This window comes from Piscinibacter sp. (assembly GCF_050175855.1).
Lineage (GTDB): Bacteria > Pseudomonadota > Gammaproteobacteria > Burkholderiales > Burkholderiaceae_C > Piscinibacter.
This window is the reverse complement of the sequence record NZ_JBFXIO010000025.1, coordinates 1-22595: the sequence shown is the minus strand read 5'-3', so window position 1 is coordinate 22595 and position 22595 is coordinate 1. Positions and strand designations below refer to the sequence as shown.

The 22595-nt window shown below is 70.0% G+C and carries 30 protein-coding genes; 11 read left to right on the top strand and 19 right to left on the bottom strand.

The genetic code is table 11. The annotated features are described in order from the left end of the window. Window positions 1-171: 171 nt before the first annotated feature. The 14 genes from AB7U92_RS03900 to dsrA all read right to left on the bottom strand — a co-directional run bounded on the left by AB7U92_RS03900 (window position 172) and on the right by dsrA (window position 12466). On the bottom strand, window positions 172-525 hold the full coding sequence (locus AB7U92_RS03900; protein ID WP_428574892.1) for a TusE/DsrC/DsvC family sulfur relay protein: 354 nt from the start codon (window positions 523-525) through the stop codon (window positions 172-174). A gap of 2 nt (window positions 526-527) precedes the next feature. Then, window positions 528-1955: a cobyrinate a,c-diamide synthase gene (locus tag AB7U92_RS03895; protein ID WP_428574891.1), complete on the bottom strand. Its 1428-nt coding sequence runs from the start codon at window positions 1953-1955 to the stop codon at window positions 528-530. A gap of 88 nt (window positions 1956-2043) precedes the next feature. Further along, window positions 2044-3231: an NrfD/PsrC family molybdoenzyme membrane anchor subunit gene (nrfD, locus tag AB7U92_RS03890; RefSeq protein WP_428574890.1), complete on the bottom strand. Its 1188-nt coding sequence runs from the start codon at window positions 3229-3231 to the stop codon at window positions 2044-2046. Window positions 3232-3233: 2 nt separating this feature from the next. Further along, window positions 3234-3974, bottom strand: coding sequence for a sulfate reduction electron transfer complex DsrMKJOP subunit DsrO (dsrO, locus tag AB7U92_RS03885; protein WP_428574889.1), 741 nt, complete (start codon window positions 3972-3974; stop codon window positions 3234-3236). Continuing rightward, complete coding sequence (locus AB7U92_RS03880) at window positions 3971-4408, bottom strand: hypothetical protein (protein ID WP_428574888.1); 438 nt, start codon at window positions 4406-4408, stop codon at window positions 3971-3973. The genes dsrO and AB7U92_RS03880 overlap by 4 nt, the downstream gene beginning before the upstream one ends. A 4-nt stretch (window positions 4409-4412) precedes the next feature. Beyond that, entirely contained in the window at window positions 4413-6371 is a 1959-nt protein-coding gene (locus tag AB7U92_RS03875; RefSeq protein ID WP_428574887.1) for an NAD(P)-binding protein, read from the bottom strand. 22 nt (window positions 6372-6393) lie between these two features. Continuing rightward, complete coding sequence (gene dsrK, locus AB7U92_RS03870) at window positions 6394-7926, bottom strand: sulfate reduction electron transfer complex DsrMKJOP subunit DsrK (RefSeq protein WP_428574886.1); 1533 nt, start codon at window positions 7924-7926, stop codon at window positions 6394-6396. Window positions 7927-7930: 4 nt separating this feature from the next. Further along, the gene (locus AB7U92_RS03865; protein ID WP_428574885.1) at window positions 7931-8659 is read right to left on the bottom strand and encodes a respiratory nitrate reductase subunit gamma; all 729 of its coding nucleotides are present in this window, start codon (window positions 8657-8659) and stop codon (window positions 7931-7933) included. A gap of 31 nt (window positions 8660-8690) precedes the next feature. Continuing rightward, on the bottom strand, window positions 8691-9023 hold the full coding sequence (locus AB7U92_RS03860) for a TusE/DsrC/DsvC family sulfur relay protein (RefSeq protein WP_428574884.1): 333 nt from the start codon (window positions 9021-9023) through the stop codon (window positions 8691-8693). Between the two features lie 18 nt (window positions 9024-9041). Then, window positions 9042-9341, bottom strand: coding sequence for a sulfurtransferase complex subunit TusB (gene tusB, locus AB7U92_RS03855; protein ID WP_428574883.1), 300 nt, complete (start codon window positions 9339-9341; stop codon window positions 9042-9044). Between the two features lie 10 nt (window positions 9342-9351). Next, complete coding sequence (tusC, locus tag AB7U92_RS03850; protein ID WP_428574882.1) at window positions 9352-9708, bottom strand: sulfurtransferase complex subunit TusC; 357 nt, start codon at window positions 9706-9708, stop codon at window positions 9352-9354. An 11-nt stretch (window positions 9709-9719) separates the two neighbouring features. Then, complete coding sequence (gene tusD / locus AB7U92_RS03845) at window positions 9720-10079, bottom strand: sulfurtransferase complex subunit TusD (RefSeq protein WP_428574881.1); 360 nt, start codon at window positions 10077-10079, stop codon at window positions 9720-9722. A 1-nt stretch (window position 10080) separates the two neighbouring features. Then, window positions 10081-11151, bottom strand: a complete 1071-nt coding sequence (dsrB, locus tag AB7U92_RS03840) for a dissimilatory-type sulfite reductase subunit beta (RefSeq protein ID WP_428574880.1) — start codon at window positions 11149-11151, stop codon at window positions 10081-10083. A 19-nt stretch (window positions 11152-11170) separates the two neighbouring features. Continuing rightward, on the bottom strand, window positions 11171-12466 hold the full coding sequence (dsrA, locus tag AB7U92_RS03835; RefSeq protein WP_428574879.1) for a dissimilatory-type sulfite reductase subunit alpha: 1296 nt from the start codon (window positions 12464-12466) through the stop codon (window positions 11171-11173). A gap of 170 nt (window positions 12467-12636) precedes the next feature. Here dsrA and AB7U92_RS03830 point away from each other — a divergent pair, with 170 nt between their 5' ends. The 10 genes from AB7U92_RS03830 to AB7U92_RS03785 all read left to right on the top strand — a co-directional run bounded on the left by AB7U92_RS03830 (window position 12637) and on the right by AB7U92_RS03785 (window position 18971). Then, on the top strand, window positions 12637-12852 hold the full coding sequence (locus tag AB7U92_RS03830) for a DUF6967 family protein (protein WP_428574878.1): 216 nt from the start codon (window positions 12637-12639) through the stop codon (window positions 12850-12852). Window position 12853: 1 nt separating this feature from the next. Beyond that, entirely contained in the window at window positions 12854-13465 is a 612-nt protein-coding gene (gene cas6 / locus AB7U92_RS03825; RefSeq protein ID WP_428574877.1) for a type I-MYXAN CRISPR-associated protein Cas6/Cmx6, read from the top strand. A 26-nt stretch (window positions 13466-13491) separates the two neighbouring features. Further along, complete coding sequence (locus AB7U92_RS03820) at window positions 13492-13821, top strand: TusE/DsrC/DsvC family sulfur relay protein (protein ID WP_428574876.1); 330 nt, start codon at window positions 13492-13494, stop codon at window positions 13819-13821. Window positions 13822-13912: 91 nt separating this feature from the next. Next, complete coding sequence (locus AB7U92_RS03815) at window positions 13913-14527, top strand: hypothetical protein (protein ID WP_428574875.1); 615 nt, start codon at window positions 13913-13915, stop codon at window positions 14525-14527. Window positions 14528-14529: 2 nt separating this feature from the next. Continuing rightward, on the top strand, window positions 14530-15423 hold the full coding sequence (locus AB7U92_RS03810) for a TauD/TfdA family dioxygenase (protein WP_428574874.1): 894 nt from the start codon (window positions 14530-14532) through the stop codon (window positions 15421-15423). Between the two features lie 9 nt (window positions 15424-15432). Next, window positions 15433-16917 (top strand): 2Fe-2S iron-sulfur cluster-binding protein, encoded by a 1485-nt coding sequence (locus tag AB7U92_RS03805; protein WP_428574873.1) that lies wholly within the window; start codon window positions 15433-15435, stop codon window positions 16915-16917. Beyond that, window positions 16914-17225 carry a S24 family peptidase gene (locus tag AB7U92_RS03800; RefSeq protein WP_428574872.1) on the top strand — a complete coding sequence of 104 codons (312 nt, stop codon included), beginning with the start codon at window positions 16914-16916 and terminating at the stop codon, window positions 17223-17225. Before AB7U92_RS03805 ends, AB7U92_RS03800 begins: the two co-directional genes overlap by 4 nt. A 6-nt stretch (window positions 17226-17231) precedes the next feature. Then, entirely contained in the window at window positions 17232-17453 is a 222-nt protein-coding gene (locus AB7U92_RS03795; RefSeq protein ID WP_428574871.1) for a hypothetical protein, read from the top strand. A gap of 10 nt (window positions 17454-17463) precedes the next feature. Beyond that, window positions 17464-17907: a hypothetical protein gene (locus AB7U92_RS03790; protein WP_428574870.1), complete on the top strand. Its 444-nt coding sequence runs from the start codon at window positions 17464-17466 to the stop codon at window positions 17905-17907. After that, complete coding sequence (locus AB7U92_RS03785; RefSeq protein WP_428574869.1) at window positions 17904-18971, top strand: Sfum_1244 family protein; 1068 nt, start codon at window positions 17904-17906, stop codon at window positions 18969-18971. The genes AB7U92_RS03790 and AB7U92_RS03785 overlap by 4 nt, the downstream gene beginning before the upstream one ends. Window positions 18972-18980: 9 nt before the next feature. On the opposite strand, the gene AB7U92_RS03780 is transcribed toward AB7U92_RS03785, so the two are convergent. The 5 genes from AB7U92_RS03780 to AB7U92_RS03760 are packed head-to-tail and all read right to left on the bottom strand — an operon-like array spanning window position 18981 to window position 22282. Further along, on the bottom strand, window positions 18981-19544 hold the full coding sequence (locus AB7U92_RS03780; protein WP_428574868.1) for a Tll0287-like domain-containing protein: 564 nt from the start codon (window positions 19542-19544) through the stop codon (window positions 18981-18983). Between the two features lie 10 nt (window positions 19545-19554). Continuing rightward, the gene (locus AB7U92_RS03775) at window positions 19555-20673 is read right to left on the bottom strand and encodes a YeeE/YedE family protein (protein WP_428574867.1); all 1119 of its coding nucleotides are present in this window, start codon (window positions 20671-20673) and stop codon (window positions 19555-19557) included. 23 nt (window positions 20674-20696) lie between these two features. Beyond that, window positions 20697-21572 carry a hypothetical protein gene (locus tag AB7U92_RS03770; RefSeq protein WP_428574866.1) on the bottom strand — a complete coding sequence of 292 codons (876 nt, stop codon included), beginning with the start codon at window positions 21570-21572 and terminating at the stop codon, window positions 20697-20699. A 7-nt stretch (window positions 21573-21579) separates the two neighbouring features. Continuing rightward, window positions 21580-22050, bottom strand: a complete 471-nt coding sequence (gene dsrE2 / locus AB7U92_RS03765) for a sulfur carrier protein DsrE2 (RefSeq protein ID WP_428574865.1) — start codon at window positions 22048-22050, stop codon at window positions 21580-21582. A 4-nt stretch (window positions 22051-22054) separates the two neighbouring features. Then, entirely contained in the window at window positions 22055-22282 is a 228-nt protein-coding gene (locus AB7U92_RS03760) for a sulfurtransferase TusA family protein (protein WP_428574864.1), read from the bottom strand. Window positions 22283-22407: 125 nt separating this feature from the next. Between AB7U92_RS03760 and AB7U92_RS03755 the strand changes: the two genes are divergently transcribed. After that, window positions 22408-22595 (top strand): twin-arginine translocation signal domain-containing protein (locus tag AB7U92_RS03755; RefSeq protein ID WP_428574863.1); only part of this gene is annotated, 188 nt, incomplete at its 3' end.

Here is a 22595-nt window from a genome sequence, read left to right as displayed (position 1 = left end):
CGCTCGCCCTCGCCGGGCTCGTCGAAGCCCATGCCGTAGCTGATCGAGCCGTCGCTCTCGCGCCGGGCGGCGACGCGCAGCGCCAGCGCTTCCATGCCGCCTTCGACGGCGGCCTGCCGGATGCGCTCGGCGGCAGTGGGGGTCAGCGTGAACATCGTGTGTCTCCTGTTCTCAGTGTTCGCCCTTGGTGCGCAGCAGGCCGGCCAGCCGGTTGCCCTGCTTCTGCGGCCCGCCGCGCGGGAACATCTCGTGAAGGTGGTGGTTGCTGCCGCGCTCGGGGCCCCAGCGCTCGCTGAAGTGGCGGATCATCACTCGCACCTGCGGCTGCACGCCGTGCTCGGCCCAGTAGGCGCGCAGGAAGCGGATCAGCTCCCAGTGCGCCTCGGTCAGCTCCAGGCCTTCGCGCGCCGCCAGGGCGCGGGCAAAGTCCTCCGACCAGTCGTCGAGGCGGCGCAGGTAGCCCTCGGCGTCGACCTCGATGAAGCGTTTGCCGACGCGGAGGGTGTCGGTCAGGGTGTCGACCATGGTCATCCTCCGATGCGCAGGCGCGGCGCCTGCGCCGCGCGCGCCTCGCCACGCACACGACGCAGGTGCGCCGCGAACCGCTTCGGCCAGTCGTTCCCGCCGGTGTGGCGCAGGTGGGCATAGCTCGCCAGCACGTTGTGCACCATCACGCCGTCGTGCAGACCGTCGATGCCGTGACCGCGTTGCACGCGGTAGGCGAAGGCCACCGACGGGTCGAGGTTCTCCAGGCTCGAATGGTGGAACTCGTGGCCGTGCCGGATCGACGGCTCGTGCTCGGCGTCCTGCCAGGGGAACTCGGCAGTCTCCTCCACCCGCACGTAGCCGCGGCCCACCGGGCGGGCGTGCATCACCACGTCGCCGGGAATCGCACCGACCATCTGCGCGCTGCGTCCCTTCCAGGTGATCGAGCGCGCCAGGTACATCAGCCCGCCGCACTCGGCGTAGACCGGCAGCCCTTCTGCGATGGCGCGATGCATCGCGCCGCGCAGCAAGACGTTGGCCTCCAGCTCGGCCATGAACAGCTCGGGGAATCCGCCGCCGATGAAGACGCCATCCAGCGCCGGCGGCAGCTGGCGGTCGGCCAGGGTGTCGAAGGGCACCAGCTCGGCGCCTTCGGCGACCAGGGCGTCGAGATCGTCGGGGTAGTAGAAGCCGAAGGCCTTGTCGCGGGCGATGCCGATGCGCAGCGGCTCGGCGGCCGCGCGCAGGGTGGCGTCGGCGATGGGTTCCACCACATCCGCATGGCAGCGCGTGGCGGCGAGATCACGCACGCGCTCCAGGTCCACGCAGCCGGCGATCAGCTCGCCCATCTCGCGCACGCGCGCGGGTGCATCGCCCAGCTCGCGGTCGGGCATCAGCCCCAGGTGCCGTTCGTCGAGCGAAAGCCGCGCGTCCTTGGGCACGGCGCCGAGCACCGGCACGTCGGTGTAGTGCTCGATGACGGCGCGCAGCTTGCCTTCGTGGCGCGGCCCGCCCACCTGGTTGAGGATCACGCCGCCAATGCGGATGGACGGGTCGAAGGCCTGGTAGCCGAGGATCAGCGGTGCGATGCCGCGCGTCATGCCGCGCGCGTCCAGAACCAGCAGCACCGGCAGACCGAGGTGTCGCGCCAGCGCGGCGTTGCTGTTGCTGCCGTCCAGCGCCAGGCCATCGTGCAGGCCCTTGTTGCCTTCGACCAGTCCGATCCCGGCGCCGCGCAGGCGCTGCGCGAAGACCTCGGCAATCTCGTCCCAGCCCATCAGGTGCGGGTCGAGGTTGATGCAGGGCCGGCCGGCGGCGAGCGACAGCCACATCGGGTCGATGTAGTCCGGGCCCTTCTTGAACGGCTGCACCACATGGCCTCGGGCGGCCAGTGCGGCCGCCAGCGCGAGCGTCACCGTGGTCTTGCCCGAACTCTTGTGAGCCGCAGAGACGAGCAGGGCAGGAGTCATGACAGCCCCCCGCCCGACGCGCGCGTCGGTCGTCCCCCCGAGGGGGCGCGGCCCGGCTTGGGAGCGGCCCAGCGCTCGGTCCGCGTACTCATGGCTTCAACTCGTCGTGCGGCAGCACGTCCAGCGCGCGCACGCCGATCAGCGTCAGCACGAAGGCAGCGCCCAGGCCGCCGATGCCCAGCAGCCACTCGGGCCAGCGCGGCACGTACAGCTCCACCTGGCCGTCGGCGAAGCTGCTCGTCACCTCATGGCCGGGGAAGATTTCCAGCGGGAAGGACTGCCCGCCGACGATGAAGACGAACAGCAGCGCGAAGGCGCCGGCCACCACCATCGCACTGGCCGTCAGCATCGCGTTCGGGCCCACGCCGCGCGGATGGAACAGCAGCGCCATCGGCAGCAGCGCGCCGAGCAGCACGTAACCGCCCCAGAACAGCGCCGGGAAGACGCCGGAAGGGTCGCCGCGGCCGAAGAGGATGAAGGCCTCGAAGTCGCCCTGCCGGGCGAAGTACAGGTTGGTGAGGTGGTAGACGGCCACCAGGTACAGCGCCGCCGCGACGAACACGCCGAGCAGCCGCGCCATGCGCGCGCGCACTGCCTCGGGCAGCGCCTGGCCGTTCCAGGCGTACATGGCCGACTGCACGATCAGGAACACCGCCAGCCCCCAGGCGAACGACAGCACGATGAACAGCGGCGCCAGCACCGCCGACTGGTAGGCCTGCCGCGCGACGAGGAACGCGAAGATCGAGCCGGTGCCGGTGGTCAGCGCGAAGCGCCAGACCAGCGCGGCGATGCCGGCCGCCTTCGAGTAGCGGTTCATGCGCCGCTCGAACATCGTCCACAGGTAGACACCGACGATGGCCGCCATGCCCGAGTAGAGGAACACGTTCCACGCGAACACCGACGTGAAGTTGTAGTGCGTGGCGGCGACGATCACGCGGTCGGGCCGGCCGAGGTCGAGCATCAGCACCATCAGGCCGCCGGCCAGCAGCGCCAGCGACAGCAGGCCCGACAACGGCGCGCGCGGCTTGTAGGCGCTCTGCCCGAACACCGAGCCGATCGAGGCGACGTTGAGCACGCCCGAGGCGGCCACGATCATGAAGATCGCGAACACGTGCGGCAGGCCCCAGACCACCTGGTTGGTCATGCCGGTGATGGCATGGCCGTGCACCTCCATCGTGTGCGCGGCGCCGAGCCCGGCGAGGGTGACGGCGCCGCCGACGGCCAGCAGCGCCCAGAAGGCGCGCGGCTCGATGTGCTGGAAATGTTCGCTGCGCATGATCACAGCCCCAGGTAGCGCACGCCCGGATCGAGCTTGAGGTCGGCGCGCAGCTGGCGCGTCGCCACGTCGCGGATGCGCTTCGAGATGGCGCTGTCCGGATCGTTGAGGTCGCCGAACAGCATCGCCTCGTGGCCGGCCTTCGTGCAGGCCTCGACGCAGGCCGGCGTGCCGCCGCGGTCGACGCGGTGCACGCACAGCGTGCAGCCTTCGACGCAGCCCTTGCCGCGCGGCACGTCGGGCTTCTGGTCGGTCACCGGTTCGTGCACGAAGCTGCGCGCCTTGTAGGGGCAGGCCATCACGCAGTAGCGGCAGCCGATGCAGCTGTGGCGGTCCACCAGCACGATACCGTCGGCGCGCTTGAACGAGGCGCCGGTCGGGCAGACGTCGACGCAGGGCGGCTCGGCGCAGTGCTGGCACATCACCGGCAGCGAAGCGCTGCGGCCGGTCTTGATCTCCTTGATCTCGACCTTGCGGATCCACTGCGCCGAGGTCGGCGAGGGTTTCGGGTCCAGCCCGTTCTCGGTATTGCAGGCGCTGATGCAGTCGGTGCAGCCGCTGGCGCACTTCGTGGTGTCGATCAGCAGGCCCCAGCGCACCTTGGACGTGACTTCCGGCGTGGCCGCCTGCGCGACCTCGATCAGGTGGATGCCCGGCGCGAGCAGCACGCCGCCCATGCCGGCGGCGGCCAGGCCGAGAAACTTGCGGCGCCCGGCGAGCGCTTCGGTCGAGCCCTTGCTCATGGCTTGCTCGCCTCCGCCTGCGTCTGTGCCCGCGCGGTGCGCTGCGCTGGCCGGCTGGCGTGGCACTCGAAGCAGTCGATGTTCACAGCCGCATAGCTGTGGCAGCTGCTGCAAAAGTCGGTCTTGGCCTGCGCCACGCTGCCGGTGGCGGCGCTGGCGTGGCAGCCCACGCAGCCCTGCAGGCTGTCGCGCGCCTGGCGCACGCCGCGGTGCACGGTCACGTCGCGCTGGTGCTTCAGCATGGCGGGGTGATCGCGGCGCATCACCTCGGGTGGCGCCACGCACTTCGTGCCGGCCTGGGCGGGCTCGATCGCGGGCTTGGGCGTGCGGCCGGCGGGCTGCGCCATCGCGGCGCCGCCGGCGATCAGCAGCACCAGCGCCACCGCCACCATCAGCGGATGGCGCATCAGCTGGCACGACAGGCCGCAGACCACCGCCTTACTCTCCCAATCCCATCTGGATGTAGCCCGTCGGGCACACGTCCTTGCAGATGTGACAGCCCACGCACTTGCTGTAGTCGGTGTCGACGTAGCGGCCGGTGGTCGACTTCGACTTGGGCACCTTGAACACCGCCGTCTGCGGGCAGTAGACGACGCAGTTGTCGCACTCGAAGCACAGGCCGCAGCTCATGCAGCGCTTGGCTTCGTTCTGCGCCTCGGCTTCGGTGAGCGGCAGCACGCGCTCCTCGAAGTTGTTCAGCGCCTGCTGGGCGTTCAGCGTCACCACCTTGCGCTTGTGGCGGGCCGTGTACTGGAAGTGGCCGAGGAACAGCTCCTCGTGCGGGATCACGTAGCGGTCGGAGCGGTTGTCGAAGTTGTGGATCGCCACGTTGGTGCTGTCGGTGCCTCGGATCGGCTCGTGCACCTCGCTCACCGTCAGGCCCTTCTCGACCAGCTTGCGCTTGATGTCCCAGGTGTGAACGTCGATCTTCGGCCGCTTGTCCAGCGGCTCCCCGGCCAGGTGCCGGTCGATGCCGTCGGCGGCGATCGCGCCGTGGCCGATCGCGGTGGTGAGCAGGTGCGGGCGCACCACGTCGCCGCCGACGAACATCCCGGCCTGGCCCTGCACCTGGTAGTTCTTGTCCGCGGCGATGCCGCCCTTGCCGTTGTTGAGCGACTCCAGCCCGGTGAAGTCCACCGCCTGGCCGATCGCCGAGACGATCAGGTCGGCTTCGAGATCTTCCTCGGTGCCCTCGATGTTCTTGATCTCCAGCCTGCCGCCGGCGATCTTCGCCTCGCAGCGGATCACGCGCAGCGCGGTGGCGCGGCCGCTCGCGTCGCGGATCACGGCGATCGGCGCGTAGCCGCCGCGGATGGCGATGCCTTCGGCCAGCGCATGCTCCACCTCGTGGCGGCTGGCCTGCATCTTGTCGATCGCGAAGATCGAGGTCAGCGTCACGTCGGCGCCCTGGCGCGCCGACACGGAAGCGACGTCGTGCGCCACATGGCCGGCGATGGCGTGTTCGGGCCGGTCGCTCTCGTTGATCTTGTCGATGTGGCCGAGGCGGCGCGCCACGGTGGCCACGTCGATCGAGGTGTCGCCGCCGCCGACCACCACCACGCGCTTGCCCACATGGCGCATGCGACCGTCGTTGAAGGCCTTCAGGAAGGCCGTGGCGGTGACGACGTTGGGGGCGTCGGAGCCTTCCACCGGCAGCGGCCGGCCGGCCTGGGCGCCGAGGCCGAGGAACACCGCGTCGAAGTCGGCGCGGATCTGTTCCATGGTGATGTCGGTGCCGATGCGCGTGTTCATGCGCGCGGTGACGCCGAGGTCGAGGATGCGCTGGATCTCGGCGTCGAGCACCGTGCGCGGCGTGCGAAAGCCCGGAATGCCGTAGCGCATCATCCCGCCGAGCTCGGCGCGCTCGTCGAAGAGGGTCACCGAGTGGCCCTTGCGCGCCAGCTGGTAGGCGGCCGACAGGCCGGCCGGGCCGCCGCCGATCACCGCCACCTTCTTGCCGCTGAGCTTCTCCGGCTTGGGGAAGGCCAGCTTGTTGGCGATCGCGTACTCGCCGAGGAAGTGCTCCACCGAGTTGATGCCGACGAAGTCCTCCACCTCGTTGCGGTTGCAGCCCGATTCGCAGGGCGCCGGGCAGACGCGGCCCATCACCGAGGGCAGCGGGTTGGCCTCGGTCAGGCGTCGCCAGGCGTACTCCTGCCAGGGCATGCCGGCCGGCGGCTTCTCGATGCCGCGCACGATGTTGAGATAGCCGCGGATGTCCTCGCCCGAGGGGCACGAGCCCTGGCAGGGCGGCGTGCTCTGGATGTAGGTCGGGCACTTGTGCGAGTGGTCGGCGTCGAAGATCTCGTCCTGCCAGCGCTTGACCTTCGTGTCGCCGTCCTTGTAGCGGCGGAAGTTCAGCGGCTTGGCGGTCGCGGTGTCTGCAGGGCCGGACATGGTGTGTCTCCTCGAAGGGGGTTCAGTGCGGCTCGCCGAGCCGGATCGCCTTGCTGACGAGCTGGTGCACGCCGCCGACCATGCTCATCTCGAAGCCGTAGTAGGGCAGGACCTTGCTGAACTGCGCCTTGCAGATCGCGCAGATGGTCGCCATGAAGTTCACGCCGTGCTCGTCGACCACCTGCTGCAGCGCCTCCATGCGCGGCAGCGCACCCTTGACGCGCAGCTCGATCAGGTCGTCGGTGAGCAGGCCGCCACCGCCGCCGCAGCAGAAGGTGCTCTCGTGGATGGTGCCCGGCGCCATGTCGTGGAACCGGTTGGCCACCGCCTTGATGATGTGGCGCGGGATGGCGAACTGGCCGCCGGGCAGGTCACCCATGCGCGAAGCGCGGGCCACGTTGCACGAGTCGTGGAAGGTGATGATGCGGTCGTCGTTCTTCTCTTTGTCGAATTTCAGCGCGCCGCGCTGGATCAGGTCCCAGGTCAGCTCGCAGATGTGCATCGGCTGCTTGTAGCGGCCGTCGAGCTGGCTCTGCAGCTGGATGGCGAACGGGTCCTTGCCGCCCGCGCCGATGCCCACCAGCGTGTTCCAGAAGCTGTACGCCACGCGCCAGGCGTGGCCGCACTCGCCCACCACGATGCGCTTGACTCCGAGCTCGAGCGCCGCCTCGCGGATGCGCAGCGCGATCTTGCGCAGCTGCTCGTAGTTGCCGATGAACATGCCGAAGTTGCCGGCCTCGCTGGCCTTGCTCGACAGCGTCCAGCTGATGCCCGCGGCATGGAACACCTTGCCGTAGCCGATCAGGCTCTCGACGTGCGGCTCGGCGAAGAAGTCGGCGCTGGGCGTGATCAGCAGCACCTCGGCGCCCTGCACGTCCATCGGGTAGCGCACGTCGACACCGGTGTCTTCCTTGACGTCCTCCTCCAGCCCGAGCAGCGTGTCTTCCAGCGCCGGGCCGGGCAGGCCGAGGTTGTTGCCGATGCGGTGGACCTTGCCGATGATCTCGTTGGCGTACTTCTGGCCCATGCCCACCGAGTCCATGATCTCGCGCGCGGCCATGGTGATCTCGGCGGTGTCGATGCCGTAGGGGCAGAACACCGAGCAGCGGCGGCACTCCGAGCACTGGTGGTAGTACGCGTACCACTCGTCCAGCACCTCCTTCGTGAGGTCGACCGCGCCCACCAGCTTGGGGAAATGCTTGCCGGCGAAGGTGAAGTAGCGGCGGTAGACGGCGCGCATCAGGTCCTGGCGTGCCACCGGCATGTTCTTCGGGTCGCCGGTGCCGAGGAAGTAGTGGCACTTGTCGGAGCACGCGCCGCAGTGCACGCAGGCATCCATGTAGACCTGCAGGCTGCGGTACTTGCCGAGCAGCTCGCCCATCTTGGCGATGGCGCGCTGCTCCCAGCCCTCGGCCAGCTCGCCGGGGAAGCCGATGTTGGTCTGGATGGCGGCATTGGCCACGAAGGGCTTGCTGTGCGCCATCGCCCCCTCGGCGACCAGCGGGATCACCGGGTAAGGCTTGACTTTCGGGGTCTCGAAGGCGGCGGTGGCCATGCGCTTACTTGTCCAGGGCCGCGGCCCAGGCGGCCACGTGGCGCGCCTCGCGCGGGTTGTCGACCTGGTAGCGCGTCGGGCTGAAGAACAGGCCCGGCGCATGCAGCAGCTTGCTGATCGGGAACACGATCATCAGCAGCGCCACCAGCGTGAGGTGCAGCAGCAGCAACGGGTCACCCGGAAGCGGCTGCCAGTCGAAACGCATCAGGCCGAGCATGAAGGCCTTGAGCGCGACGATGTCGGTGTGCGCGACGAAGCGCATCAGCAGCCCCGAGCCGGCGATGGCCAGCAGCAGCGCCAGGTGCAGGTGGTCCGACGGCGTGGAGATGTAGCGCACGCGGTCGACCAGGAAGCGGCGTGCCCACAGCCCGGCCAGGCCCGCCGCCATCGCGAAGCCGGCGTAGGTGCCGATGAACTGCACCATCACGATGGGCGTCCACACCGGCTCCTGGAAGTAGCGCACATGGCGCAGCAGCACCAGCAGCAACCCGGCGTGGAACAGCCAGCCGAAGGCCCAGGTCCACTTGTTCGACTTGAACAGGCTCTCGAACCAGAGCACCTCGCGCGCCATGCGCAGCGCCACGCCCGTGCCGGTGGTGGGCGCCGGCGTAGTCGGGATCTTCAATGGCGCGGGCGCGCGCAGGTACAGGCGGATGCGCAGCGCCAGGCCGATCACCAGCACCGCCGTGGCCACGTAGAACAGCAGCGCGTACGTGACGGTGAGCACGGACATGCGGCGCGGCTCCGGCGTGGCGAGGCGATGCTCAGACGCAGCCGGTCGGCTTGGGCAGGCCGGCGATCTTGCACGCCTGCTTGGCCGGGCCGTAGGGGAACAGCTCGTACAGGTACTTGCTGTTGCCCTTGTCCGGGCCGAGCTGCTTGCCGATCGCCTTGGTCAGCACGCGCACGGCCGGGGCGATCTGGTACTCGTTGTAGTACTCGCGCAGGAAGTTGACGACTTCCCAGTGGTTGGGCGTCATCTCGACGTTCTCGCTCTTGGCGATGACGTTGGCCACGTCCTCGTTCCACTCGGCGAGGTTGATCAGGTAGCCTTCTTCGTCAGTTTCGTAGGTCTTGCCGGCGGCTTCGATGGGCATGGCGTTCTCCTTGGGGAATCAGAGCCAGGTCTGGTTGTTGGGGTGCTCGGCGACGAGGTCGACGAAACCGGCGTAGTCGACGGCGGTGACACCGTCGGCGAGCGAGCCGGCCACGCCGCGCGCGGCGAGGTCGGGTTGCAGGGCATAGACCTTCAGGCGCTTCATGGCTTCGGCGAGGCCGGCCGAGGCGGCGCCGGCGGTCGTGGCGGCGTAGACGCCGTCCTCGATCAGCAGCAGCGCGTGGCCGTCCTGCGCGAGGCGCAGGCAACTCGCGAGCGACGTGGTCTGGCGGTGCGACTTGTTGACGATGTGCAGCATGGGGCGGTCCTCAGAAGCTCAGCACCACGTCCTGCTCGGCCATCAGCGCGGCCATCTCCGTGCTGGACAGCACCTCGACGTCGACGATCAGGTCGTCCTCGCTCAGGCCGCGGGCTTCCATCGACTCCCGCTCGACGTAGAGCTTCTCGACGTCGTAGCCGTCGAGTGCGCGGTAGGTCTTGGAGTGGTTCTTGATGCCGATGCCGGCGGTGTCCTGGCCCTTGACGAGCTCGTAGACGCCGTCGTCGAGGAACACCAGGCTGACGTCCTGGTCGAAGGTGGCGGCGATCAGCACCACCTCCAGGCTCTCGAGCGCGTAGATCGTGCCGTACGGCGCCTTGCGGTTGACGAACATGAACTTCTTCATCGCTCGTCTCCTCAATCGCCGAAGGTGACCATGCGGTCGGCCTTGATGCCGCTGTCGACCAGCTGGCCGAGGCCGCTGATGCGGAAGCCCGGCGCCAGCACCTCGTCCTTGATGCCGCGGCGCAGCGCCGCGGCGACGCACACGACGAGATCCACCCCGTGCTGCTCCTTCAGCGCCGACCAGCGGTTGACGATGTGGCGGTCGTCCTGCGGCGGCTCGGTGAGCTTGGTCGCGTTGTAGACGCCGTCGTGATAGAAGAAGACGCGGTGGATCTCGTGCCCCTTGGCGATGGCGGCCTGGCAGAACTGCCAGGCGCTGTCCGCCGCCTGATGGGTGTACGGTCCTTCGCTGACCAGGACGCCGATCTTCATGTCAGAAGCGGATGTGGGTGGACGCGTTCAGGTTGGCCCGCGAGCCGCGCCAGTCGTCGATCAGGTACTTGGTGAAGGGCAGGTCGCACTTCTCGAAGAAGCGCGGCCAGCCGATCCGCTCGACCCAGTCGGACACGCGCTCCCAGGAACGGGCATCCTCCTTGTAGGTCTGCAGGATCTTCTTGACGATGGCCGACACCTCGGGCCAGCGCGGCGGGTTGTTGGGCAGCCCGGAGGCGACCATCTTCATGAAGGTCGGCTTGCCGCGCGCGTTGGAGTTCTTGCCGCCCACCCAGATGGCCAGCTTGGAGTGCTCCGGGTCGTTGATCTGCATCGGCGGGCACGGGGGGTAGCAGGCGCCGCAGCAGATGCACTTCTTCTCGTCGACTTCCAGCGAGGGCTTGCCGTTGACCAGCGCCGGCCGGATCGCCGCCACCGGGCAGCGCGCCACCACCGCGGGGCGCTCGCAGACGTTGGCCACCAGGTCGTGGTTGATCTTCGGCGGCTTGGTGTGCTGCACGATGATCGCGATGTCGGCCTGGCCGCCGCAGTTGATCTCGCAGCAGCTGGTCGACAGGTGCACGCGGTTGGGCATGTCCTCGCGGATGAACTCCTCGTAGAGCTCGTCCATCAGCGCCTTCACCGCACCCGAGGCATCGGTGCCCGGGATGTCGCAGTGCAGCCAGCCCTGGGTGTGGGCGATCATCGACACCGAGTTGCCGGTGCCGCCGACCGGGAAGCCGGCCTTCGTCAGCGCCCCGATCAGCGGCTCGACCTTGGCCGGGTCGCTGACCATGAACTCGATGTTGCTTCGGATCGTGAAGCGCACATGGCCTTCGGCATACTGGTCGGCGATGTCGCAGAGCTTGCGGATGGTGTAGACGTCCATCTGCCGCTGCGTGCCGGCACGCACGCTCCACACCTCGTCGCCGCTGTGGGCCACGTGGTGCAGCACGCCGGGCCGGGGCCGGTCGTGGTAGCGCCAGCTGCCGTAGTTCTTCAGCAGCGCCGGGTGCAGGAACGGGCGGTTGTCGGGGACGCCGCTCTCGATGGGGGTGCGCATCTGTGCCATGGATGGTTCCTCGTCGTGTTCAGGCCGCGGCCTTCTTGGCCTGGATGCGCGCCACTTCCTCGTCCCAGCCGTCGGTGCGCACGTAGGGGTTGGTGCGCGGCGTGGCGACCATGTTCGGGTCGATGTCGACGCCGATGCCCTCGAGGAAGTTGACCAGGCCGATGCGCTCGATCATCTCGCCGGTGCGCTCGTGCTCGAGCGCGTTCTCGGCGAAGAAGTCGATCACCTTCTGGCCCAGCTCGACCAGCGCCTCGTAGTCTTCCTCGGTCTTCAGCGGCAGGAAGGGCACGACCACCGTGCCCATCAGGTCGCCGATCTTCAGCGTGCGCTTGCCGCCGATCAGGATCGTGGCGCCGGTGTCGGTGCCGTGCGCCAGCGCGCCGGTCATCACGTTGATGCAGTGCATGCAGCGCACGCAGTTGCTGTTGTCGATCTCCAGCGCGTGGGTGTCGCTGATCTTCACGCTGGAGATCTTCTCGCCCTGGGCGACGTCCTTCACCGCCTTGAGCTGGATGGTCTTGGTCGGGCAGCGCGAAATCACGTTGTTGACCAGCTCGTCCATGCCGTGCGCGTCGAACCACTTGCGCGCCAGCGTCTCGTCGGTGCGCATGTTGTCGCGCCAGGTGCCGATCACCGCCATGTCCGAGCGCTGGATCGAGTTCATGCAGTCGTTCGGGCAGCCGCTGAACTTGAACTTGAACTTGTAGGGCAGGGCGGGGCGGTGGATGTCGTCGAGGAAGGTGTTGATCACCTGGCGGTGCGCCTTGGCCTCGTCGTAGCAGCTCTGCTCGCAGCGCGCCGCGCCGACGCAGCTCATCGAGGTGCGCACCGCGGGGCCGGCGCCGCCGAGGTCGAAGCCGAGCTCGTTGAGCTCGTCGAAGGCGTCCTGCACCTTGGCGGTGGTGGCGCCCTGGAACATGATGTCGCCCGACTGGCCGTGGAAGGCGATCAGGCCGGAGCCGTGCTTCTCCCAGATGTCGGCCATCTTGCGCAGCACGTCGGTGTTGTAGTGCATGCCCGCCGGCGGCTGAACGCGCAGCGTGTGGAACTCGGCCGCGTCGGGGAACATCGGCTTGTCGTTCTCGTCCTTCAGCTCGGTGAAGCGCGGGATCACGCCGCCGCCGTAGCCGAACACGCCCACCGTGCCGCCCTTCCAGTAGCCCTTGCGGGTGCGGTAGGAGGTCTCCAGCTGACCCATCAGGTCGACCATGTAGTCCTTGTCGTTCGCCAGCCGTTTCAGGCCGGTGACGAAGCTGGGCCAGGGGCCAGTCTCGAGCTCGTCGAGCATCGGCGTCGGGTGCATCTTCTTGGCCATGGGCATGTCTCCTTCGAGGTGGATGCATCCTAGGGAGCGCCCCTGCGCCGCGCCATCACTCCGGAAGGGTGCGCCGGACCTACCCAGATGGGTTATCCGGCGCTCACCCGACGCGGTGATAGACGCTGGCCTGCCCGGCCGCGCCCAATGCCAGGCATCAGGAGAAGTGGATGACCCGCGTCACCCCGCTGGACAAGCTGCGCGTGCCCCTGGGCGGCCAGGAGATCGAGCTGCAGCAGATCGACTACGAGGCCGGCGGCATGAGCCTGCTGCGCACGCGCATCCGCGAGAAGAGCCGCTTCACGGTGTTCGAGGTTGATGCGCAGACCGCGGCCGACTGGGGCCGCGCGCTGCTGCGCTGGGCCGAGGGGCAGGGGAAGAGCTGAAATGACGGCGGCCGCCTTGGTGGACATCGCGTTCGCGCTGCAGGGCCGCGCGCTGCCGCGCGACCACCGCTGGGCGCTGGCTGCTGCGCTGGCGCAGGCGCTGCCCTCGCTGGGCGAGGATCCCCGCACGGCAGTGCACCCGGTCAAGCTGGTTCATGGCTCGGGCGAGCCGGCGCTGCTCTCGGCGCGCTCCCGCCTCGTGCTGCGCGTGCCGCGCGAGGGTACGCCATCTGTGCTGGCGCTGGCCGGGCGCACGCTCGAGGTGGGCGGCTGCGAGCTCCGCCTGGGCGAGGCGCAGGTGCGCGAGCTGCTGCCGCACACCACGCTGTATGCCCACTTCGTGGATGCCGGCGAGGCCGACGAGGTGGGCTTTCTCGCGGCGATGTCCGACGAGCTGGCGCGCCTGGAGGTGCGCTGCCCGGTCGTCTGCGGCCGCGAGCAGCAGTTGCGTGGCCCGGCGCACGAACTGCACGGCTACAGCCTGATGCTTCACGGCCTGCGCGAGTCGAGCGCGCTGCGCATCCTCGAGCGCGGGCTGGGCGCGCACCGGCTGATGGGCTGCGGCGTGTTCGTGCCGCACAAGTCGGCCGCCGCCGTGGGCGAGATCGATTGAGACAGACGACGGGAGAGACCGAAGCGATGAGCTACACCGTCAACGGGCGCGAACTCGAGACCGACAAGGAAGGCTACCTGCTGGAAGCGGACTACGACGACGACGTCGTGCCGGTGATCGCCGCGGCCGAGAACATCATGCTGACCGAAAACCACTGGAAGGTGGTCCGCTACCTGCGCGACGAATACCGCGAGCACGGCCACACGCCCAACTTCCGCAACATGCTCAAGGGCCTGGCCGACGTGCTGCCCGGCTGCGACAGCAAGTCGCTGTACGACCTCTTTCCCACCGGCCCGGCCAAGCAGGGCGCGAAGGTCGCTGGTCTTCCCCAGCCCCTGGGCAAGGGCGGTTACTGATGTTGGCCCCCAAGACGCTTCGCGTCGCCCCCCCGAGGGGGAGCGTCCGGCTTGGGGCGGCCCGGCGCCGGACCTGACCTCGCACTCGACCATGGCCGTCCCCCCGCGCCTGAAGGCCCAGTGGTTCAAGCCCGAGCAGGCGAAGAACCCGGCGCAGACTGGCAGCGCGATCGCCTTCATCGCCTGGCGGGTGGCCAGCCACACCATCAAGCGCCTGCGCGAGGCGGGCTTCGACATCGACGCGGGGCCAGCCTACTTCGGCGTGCTGCGCGAGCTGCTGGTGTTCCTGCTCGCCGGCGCCGACCGCATCGCCTACGCGCGGCTGGGCGGTGAGGGCCGCACACCCTTCACCACCACGCTGGTGCTGCGCGCCGCGGAGCTGCTCGACGAAAACGAGTCCGACCTGCTCGGGCCGCTGGCCGACGGCGGCAGCTACGCCGATCGTTTCATCGAGCAGTTCAACGTGCTCAGCGGCCACTACGCCGAGTTCGGCTGGAGCGACGGTGAAGGACCGGACTTCGCCTTCACGCGCTACCTCGGCCACCGGCTCGAGCCGCTGGTGCCGGAGAAGGACCGCCGCTGGGTGCTCGACCAGGTGATGGCCGCGGAAGTGCCAGAGGCCGTGGCCATGCTGCGCAAGGCGATGGACGGCGTGTTCTCCAGCGAGCCGCGACGTGCGCGGCGCGAGTCGATGAGCGGGGAGTGAGCATGGAAGCCCTGACACTGCAACGGGCGCGGCTGAGCCCCTTCGATCTCGACGACGACGAGGCCTACCGCGCGTGGCGCGAAGCCAAGCTGGCCGACGCACCGCGCGGCCTCGACGCGCTGGTGGTCGAGGTGAACGATCCGTTCGCGCTGTCGAGGGGCGAGCGGCAGGCGCTGCGCGACCGCTGCGCGCGCTTCAACATGGCGATCTACCGCAGCGCGCCCGGCGCGGCCGACCCGGCACTGCCGCGCGCGCTCGGCCGGCAGCTCGGCCTGGAGCGGCTCGACGCCAACTGGCTGGCCGACGAGGACGGCATCTCGCCGATCACGGTGCGCGCCGGTGCCGGCCCGGCAGCGGCGTTCATCCCCTATACCGACCGCGCCATCCAGTGGCACACCGACGGCTACTACCATCCGGGCGAGCGGCGCATCCGCGGGATGATCCTGCACTGCGTGCGCCCGGCCGCCAGCGGCGGCGCCAACCGGCTGCTCGACCACGAGCTGGCCTACATCGCGCTGCGTGACCTCGACCCGGCGCACGTGCGCGCCCTGTCTGCGCCCGAGGCGATGACCATCCCCGAGCGCACCGACGACGAGGGCGTCGCGCGGCCTGCGCAGGGCGGCCCGGTGTTCAGCCTCGACGCCGGCGGCGCCCTGCACATGCGCTACACGGCGCGCACGCGCAGCATCGTGTGGCGCGACGACCCGGCCACGCAGGCCGCCGTGGCGGCGCTGCGCGGCGTGCTCGCCACCTCGCCCTTCGTGCTGCAGGGCCGGCTGGAGGCCGGCATGGGCCTGGTGTGCAACAACGTGCTGCACGACCGCGAAGCGTTCGCGGACGATCCGGCCGCGCCGCGCCTGCTCTACCGGGCTCGGTTCCTCGACCGGGTCTGCTGAAGGCCGCCGATGTCGCAATGGCTCACTGTCTGGCGCGCTGCCCACCTGGTGGGGGTGTCGCGGGGCGTGCTCCAGCAGCGCGTGCGCAACGGCGAGCTGCCGATCAGCGACGGCCTGGTCTCCACCGAGGCGCTGCTGCGCCTGTATCCGCAGGCGCAGCTCGAGCCCGACGGCGGTGCCCGCGAGCAGGTGGCGCTGATCAAGGAGCAGGCCTTCGCCCGGCGCGTGCGCGAGCGGCTGCTGCCCAGCCAGGAGGTGCTGGCGCAGCGCCTGTTCCACCAGAGCCAGGAGCTCGCCGACCTGCGCCGCCATCTGCAGCGCTACCACGCGCTGGTGCTGGAGTTGCGCGACGCGGCGCGCGCGCAGTCGGAGGCTGCGCCGGGCGACGTGGCCCTGCGGCGCCTCGCGAACCAGGCGACGACGGGCCTGGCGCGCGTGCTGGCCACCGAATCCGTCGACAGCCTGGACGTGATGGACGACATGCTCAAGGTGATGTGCGCACAGGTCACGGTGCGCCCGAGCGGCCACCAGTTTGCCGTGGAGGGGCACGACACGCTGCTGCAGGCCGGGCTGCGCGCCGGCCTCAAGCTCAACTACGGCTGCGGCAACGGCACCTGCGGCATGTGCAAGGTGCGCGTGATCGACGGCGAGGTGGCGCGCGTGCAGCATGCCGACTATCCGCTGTCCGAGGCGGAGAAGTCGCAGGGCTACACGCTGCTGTGCGCGCACACGGCGGCCAGCAGCGAGCTGACCATCGAGACGCTGGAGGCCGGCGGCCCGCAGGACATCCCGCCGCAGCAGATCGTCACCACGCTGCGCCAGCTGCGCGAGCTCGGGCCCGACACACGCCTGCTGCACCTGCAGACGCCGCGCAGCCACCGGCTGCGCTTCCTCGCCGGGCAGTCGGTCACGCTGGGGCTCGGCGGCCGCGAGGGCGGCGACGACGTGCACCGCACGCTTCCGGTGGCCAGCTGCCCCTGCGACGACCGCAACCTGCACTTCGTCGTCGGCCGCGACGAGGCGGACGGTTTCGCGCGCCAGGTCTTCGCCGGCGCCCTGCAGCCCGGCGCGGCCGTCGACCTGTGGGGACCGCAGGGCGACTTCGTGCTGGAAAGCGGCGAACGCCCGCTCGTCTTCGCCGCCTGCGACCTCGGCTTCGCGCCGGTGAAGAGCCTGATCGAGCATGCGCTGGCGCGCGACGAGGCGCCGTCGCTGTCGCTGTTCTGGCTGGCCACGCGGCCCGACGGGCACTTCATGGCCAACCAGTGCCGCGCGTGGTCGGCGGCGCTCGACAGCTTCGAGCACCAGCTCGCCTACCACAGCGACGTGGCCGCCGGCGCCTGCCAGATGGCGCAGGCCATGCGTGCCGACCTGTTCGACATCGCCTGCGACTTCTACCTCGCCGGCCCGCCGGTGTTCGTGCAGACGCTGTACGACGAACTGCGCGCCGGCGGCGTGCCGGCCGGGCAGATCCACACGGAGGTGGTGGAGTGAGTGATTGCAGCGGCGCGGAGGTCTTTGCACTGCAGGTGCTCGGGCACAGCATGGCGCCCGAGTTCGACGAAGGCGAGATCATCGTCATCGAGCCCGACGGCGCGCTGCGCGACGGCAGCTTCGTGCTCGCCCAGCTCGACGGCGAGTGGCTGTTCCGCCAGCTGCGCCGCAAGGGCGAGGGCTGGGCTCTGCACGCTCTCAACCCGGCCTTCGCCCCGCGGGCGCTGCCCGACCTGGCCGCGGTGCGCGGCGTGGTCATCCAGAAGGCGCGCCCGGGCCGGCGGCGCGCTTCCAAGAGCTATCTCTGAGGTCGCATGCCCTACTACATCTACCGCATCATGCCGCTGGGCATCCTTCAGAAGGTCGAGCAGCACGAGCGCTTCGCCGAGGCCTCGGCCCGGGCCAAGGCGCTGCGCGCGGCCGACGCGCCGGGTGCGGCGGCCGGCAAGGTCAAGGTGATGTTCGCCGAGAACGAGCTGCAGGCCGAAGACCTGCTCGGCCAGGTGCGCGAGGCCGGCCCGGCCGGCGACGACTGAGCGCGCCGCGATGGACGAGCCCGCATCGAGCGTAAGCTCCTGCTGCCACGGCGCCTCGGCCTGCGTCTTCACCAAGGCGCTGCTCGCGCACGCCGCACAGTGCGGCCTGGCGCAGCGCCAGTCGGTCGGCGAGGCCGATGCGCTGGTCTGTGCGTCGCCGGTCGCGCAGGTCAACTGCGGCACGCTGGCGGCGCTGATGCGGGAGCGCGCCGGCTTCGCGCTGCGCCTGCCGCGACCGCCCGCGCCGCTGGTGCATGCCAAGGCGCTGCAACTGCAGTGCGGCGGCCTGGCGGCGCTGCGCGCGCAATTGCAGGCACCGCAGGCCGACGTGCACGCCATGGTGGTGCTCGCGCACGAGCTCCATGGCAGCCTGATGGACCTGCCCTGGCAGCCGATGGTGGTGGCGATGACCGCCTGGCAGCCGCGCCGTCGCTACCGCGGGCCGGCGCCGTGACCCGCCCGGCGGCCGCACTGCGCGAGGCGGTGCAGATCAACTGCCACATCGCCGATGCTCGCCATGCGCAGGATCTGAGCCTGTGCACCTTCCTGCTGCAGATGCGCGAGTTCCACCGCTGGGAGCGCGGCCTGCCGCTGAACGCGCCGCTGGTGCGCAGCGAGATCGGCGCCTGGATTGCACGGCGCGAGGCGCTGTGGGCCGATCTGGAAGCGCGCGAGTTCGCGGCGCTGCCGCTGGGCGATGGCCGTGCACCGGGCGAGCCCTTCGGCGTGGAAGCGGTCAACGCGCTGCTCGCGCCGCAGGGCCTCGTCTACGGCGCCGGCTGGGAATCCGCGCGGCGGCCGGCCTTCTTCCTTGCCGAGCTGATCGAACTTCGACCCATCGCGGCCGAGGGTCTCGTCGTGCAGGTCTGCGGCCGCGAGTGGGCACGCGGCCTGTTCGCGCCGCCCGCCGCGCTCGCCGGTGACACCGTCGTGCTGCGCCGTGAATCGATGGCGCGCTGGCTGTGGGAGAAGTTCGAGGTCTTCGGCCTGAAGCGCGCCGACGGGCCCTTCAAGGCGGTGGCCCGCGCCTACGACCTGGAAAGCGACTTCCTCGCCGGGTTGCCGCGCATGCTCGACGAGCAGGCCGAGACGCTGATCCTGCACGAGATCGGCGAGCACCGCGCCGGTCGTCGCCTCGGGCCCGCCTGGGGCGAGATCCGCCTCGCGCTGGACGACCGCCGCAGCGAGCTGCTGCTGCGTGCCGTGCGCGACCAGATCGCCGACCTGGGCACCACGCTGCCGGCGCTGATCGAGCGCGGCGATGCCGTGTCGCTGCACTTCTGGTTCGCCGGCTACGACGGCTTGCGCAAGCAACTCTTCCCCGGCCTGGCCGAGGCCTACCGGGCGTGGTGCGAGGGCGACGGCGCCGCGGCATTGCAGCAGGCCTGTGCCGCCGGGGCCTGCCACTTCGAAGACCTGGCCGCTCAGGTGCTGGAGCTGCACCTCGTGCACGGCAGCGCCGCGAGCCGGCCCATCGCCGCGCTGCTGGCCTCGCCGCAGGCGGTGTGCGGCCCGTGAAGCCGCTGCTCAGGGCAGCGGCTTGCTGATCGTCATCGCGCCGCGGATCTGGCCGAGGGCGTAGCCCGTGGCCTTGTCGTTCGGGTAGAGCTCGGCCAGGCGTTCCTTCACCGCCGGGCTGATGCGCTCGGGTGTGCCGTGGCAGTTCGTGCACAGCTCCACCACCGGCAGCGCGCGCATGTAGCGCATCACCGACTTGCCCTGCTGCTGCACGACCTCGGCGCGCTCCAGCGAAGCCGGCTTCTCGCCGGCCGCGGCGCGGCGGTCGAAGTCTTCCAGCGCGGCACGCTCCCAGTCGTCGGGCACGGCTTTCGGGTTGCGCTCGCGCAGCGAGACGCGGCGCACGCTCCAGCCGGTGTCCTGCGTGGCGGCACGGGCCAGCTTCGGCGCTTCCTCGCGGCACACGCCGATCGCCCCGGCGGGGCCGCTGCGCTCGATCTCGGCGGTGAGCACGGACAGCAGCTTCGGTGGCACCGAGGTGGCGACCTGGCGCGCTTCCGCCACCCAGGTGTCCTGCGCGGCGGCGGGGAGCGCTGACAGGGCGATCAGCACGGCCGGTGCGAGTTTCCTCATGGGCCTTCTCCTACGCTTCCTGCTCGGCGCGCCAGGTGATGTACTTCAAGGTCGCCGCCGCGCCAGCGACGATCGAGGCCAGCGCGATGAAGGAGCCGATGGCCAGCGTCGATACGCCGGACAGGCCCTGGCCCACCGTGCAGCCCATCGCGGTGACGCCGCCGAAGCCCATCAGCACCGCGCCGACCAGCTGGTTGCGCAGGTCGGCCAGCGACGCGAAGCCTTCCCAGCGGAAGCTGCGCGAGGCCAGCGCCCAGGCGGCCGAGCCGAGGATCACGCCGAGCGCGGTGGCGATGCCGAAGCTGACGTGCAGCGACTTGTCCGTCCACAGCATCAGCAGCTCGAGCGTGTACGACAGCGGCGCCACGAAGCTGAGCGACTCGATCGTGCGGGTGTTGGTGGCGAAGTAGCCGGTCTCCAGCGTGTCGGGGTTCTCGCCGAAGCCGAGGTGCCCGCTGACGTACCAGCCGCCCACGACCAGCGCGCCGAGCGCGATGCCCGCCAGCCATTGCGTGGGGTTGGCGCGGAAGCGCCGGTCGGCGAAGACGAAGCCGAGCAGCAGCACCGCCACCGCACCGGCTGCGACCCAGCGCGCCGACGACGCCGACACGCCGGCGGCGGCCAGCAGGGAGGGCAGTCCCTGGTCCTTCCAGCCGAAGCGCGAGAGATCGAGGCTCACCGGGTCCAGCCACGCGGCACGCCACTGGCCGAACAGGCCCTTGAGCGTCATGTAGCCCGAGATCGCCAGGAAGGTCAGCACCACCAGCGAGCGCAGGCTGCCGCCGCCGACGCGGATCAGGTTCTTGTTGGCGCAGCCGCCGGCCAGCGACATGCCCACGCCGAACACCGTGCCGCCGACCACCAGCGACAGCCAGTTCAGGCTGGGCCGCTGGTAGACGCTCTTGCCGAGGTCGGCCAGGCCGGCATGGGCCAGCGCATTGGCGCCGAGGACGGCCACGGCGATGGCCAGCAGCCACATGCGCATGCGCCCCCAGTGGCCCATGTTGACCACGTCGGACACCGCGCCCATGGTGCAGAAGTTGGTCTTGTTGGCGACGGCGCCGAAGACGAAGGCGAGGGCGAAGCCGCCCCACACGACCACGCTGGCGGGGTTGGCGGCCATCTCCATGTCGGCTCTCCGGGCGGTGGGGCTCAGCGGGCCCCGGCGCCGGCGAGCCGGCCCAGGGTCTCGTGGATGACGTCGGGGGCGCGGGCGATGCGCATGAACTGCCCCATGCCCAGGGCGGGCCACGACAGCGCGATGCGATAGCGGCCGTACAGCGCGTAGGCCTTGCCGTCGACGATGTAGATCTCGTAGGGCAGGGCGGCCACGTGGTCGGGCCCGATCTTGCCGGCCCACCAGGCCTCGCCGTTCTCGGGGTCGTTCATCGCCACGCCAATGACGGCCAGCTTCGCCTCCGGCAGCACCACCTCGTACACCGGCGCCGTGCCACCCAGGCCTTGGGCGAGGTTGGCGCGCACTGTCTTCAGCGCCTCGTCGAAGCTGGGGAAGCTTGCCAGTTCGTTGCGCTGCGAGTCGATGCGCTCCATGCCGATCATGTAGCGGTAGCCCGGCAGGTCGGCCTCGGGCACATCGCCGCCGAAGGCGGGGCCTTCGCCCAGCGCGTGCGCGAGCCGCGCGCGCACCGAGCGCAGCGCGGGCTCGGCGCCGCCGAAGCCGCCGCGCAGGTAGGCGCGGCCCCAGTAGTCGGGGTTCATGTACGAGACGCTGCCGTCGCTCTTCACGCCGACGCGGATCGGCGCGGCGAGGATGGCCGTGCCGCCGGCCGTGCGCGCCGCCTGCGTCAGCGCGGCGTCGGTGACGATCAGGCTGCCGTGGTTCGGCAGGCCGCGCGGCATGTGCCGGCCGACGACGGTGAAGCCGTCGTTGCGCAGCTTCGCTTCCAGCTGGCCCATCAGCGCGGGCAGCTCGCCGGCGGGCTGCGGCGAGCCCGCCAGGTAGGGCCCGACGGCCAGGCAGGCGGGGGCGATGACCAAGGCGGCGAATGCCGCGAGGAGCCGCTTCACGATGCGCTCAGATGAACAGGCAGACGTCGGTCTCGCCGGCGAACTTCATGAAGGTCGCCGCGCCGCCGTACTCGATGCCGTCGATGAAGTCGTCCTTGCTGAACTCGAACAGGTCGACCGTCATCTGGCAGGCGATGAACTTGACGTCGGCCTCCTGGCACAGATCGCGCAGTTCGGTCAGCGAGGCCACGCCCTTCTTCTTCATCTTGGCCTTCATCATCGAGGTGGCCATGGCCTGCATGCCGGGCAGCACCGAGACGATCACCGGCATGGGCACCGGCATCGGCATCGCCGGGTTGGCCAGCGGGCTGATGGCGATGCCGCTCAGGTCCTTGCGCAGCAGCTGCAGGCCGTAGAAGGTGAAGAACACCTGCACTTCCCAGCCCAGCGCCGCCGCCGTCGAGGCGAGGATCAGCGGCGGGTACGCCATGTCCAGCGCGCCCTTGGTGGCGATGATCGCCATCTTCTTGGTGGTCATCGGCTCAGGCCTTCTTCAGGAAGAAGACATACTTGCCGCCTTCGCTGCCGGAGTGCAGCAGCGCATTGCCGGTCTGCTCGGCGAAGGCCGCCATGTCGCACACCGAGCCGGGGTCGGTGGCGACCACCCGCAGCACCTGGCCGCTGGCCATGTCGGCCAGCGACTTCTTCGTCTTGACGATGGGCAAGGGGCAGGCCAGCCCCGAGGCGTCGAATTCCTTGTCGAAGTTCATGCTTGTCTCCTGAGCAGCGATTCGCGCCTATTAGCGCGGCGCAGGCCCGGCACCGTCTATTACCGCGATGGGTGGGCCGCGATAGCCCATTTGGGTAATGGGGTTTCGCGCCTGCCGCGGTCAGGATGCGCACACGTCGGATGGCGTTCGCAAGGAGGCTCGTGACCATGACCACACGTCGAGAACTGCTGGCGCGCAGCGCGTCCGTTGCGGCCGCGCTGGCCGGGCTGGGCCTGTTGCCGCAGGCTGCGCAGGCCGCCTGGTCGCAGGCCGCCTTCGATGCCAAGAACATGGGCGACCTGATGAAGGCGCT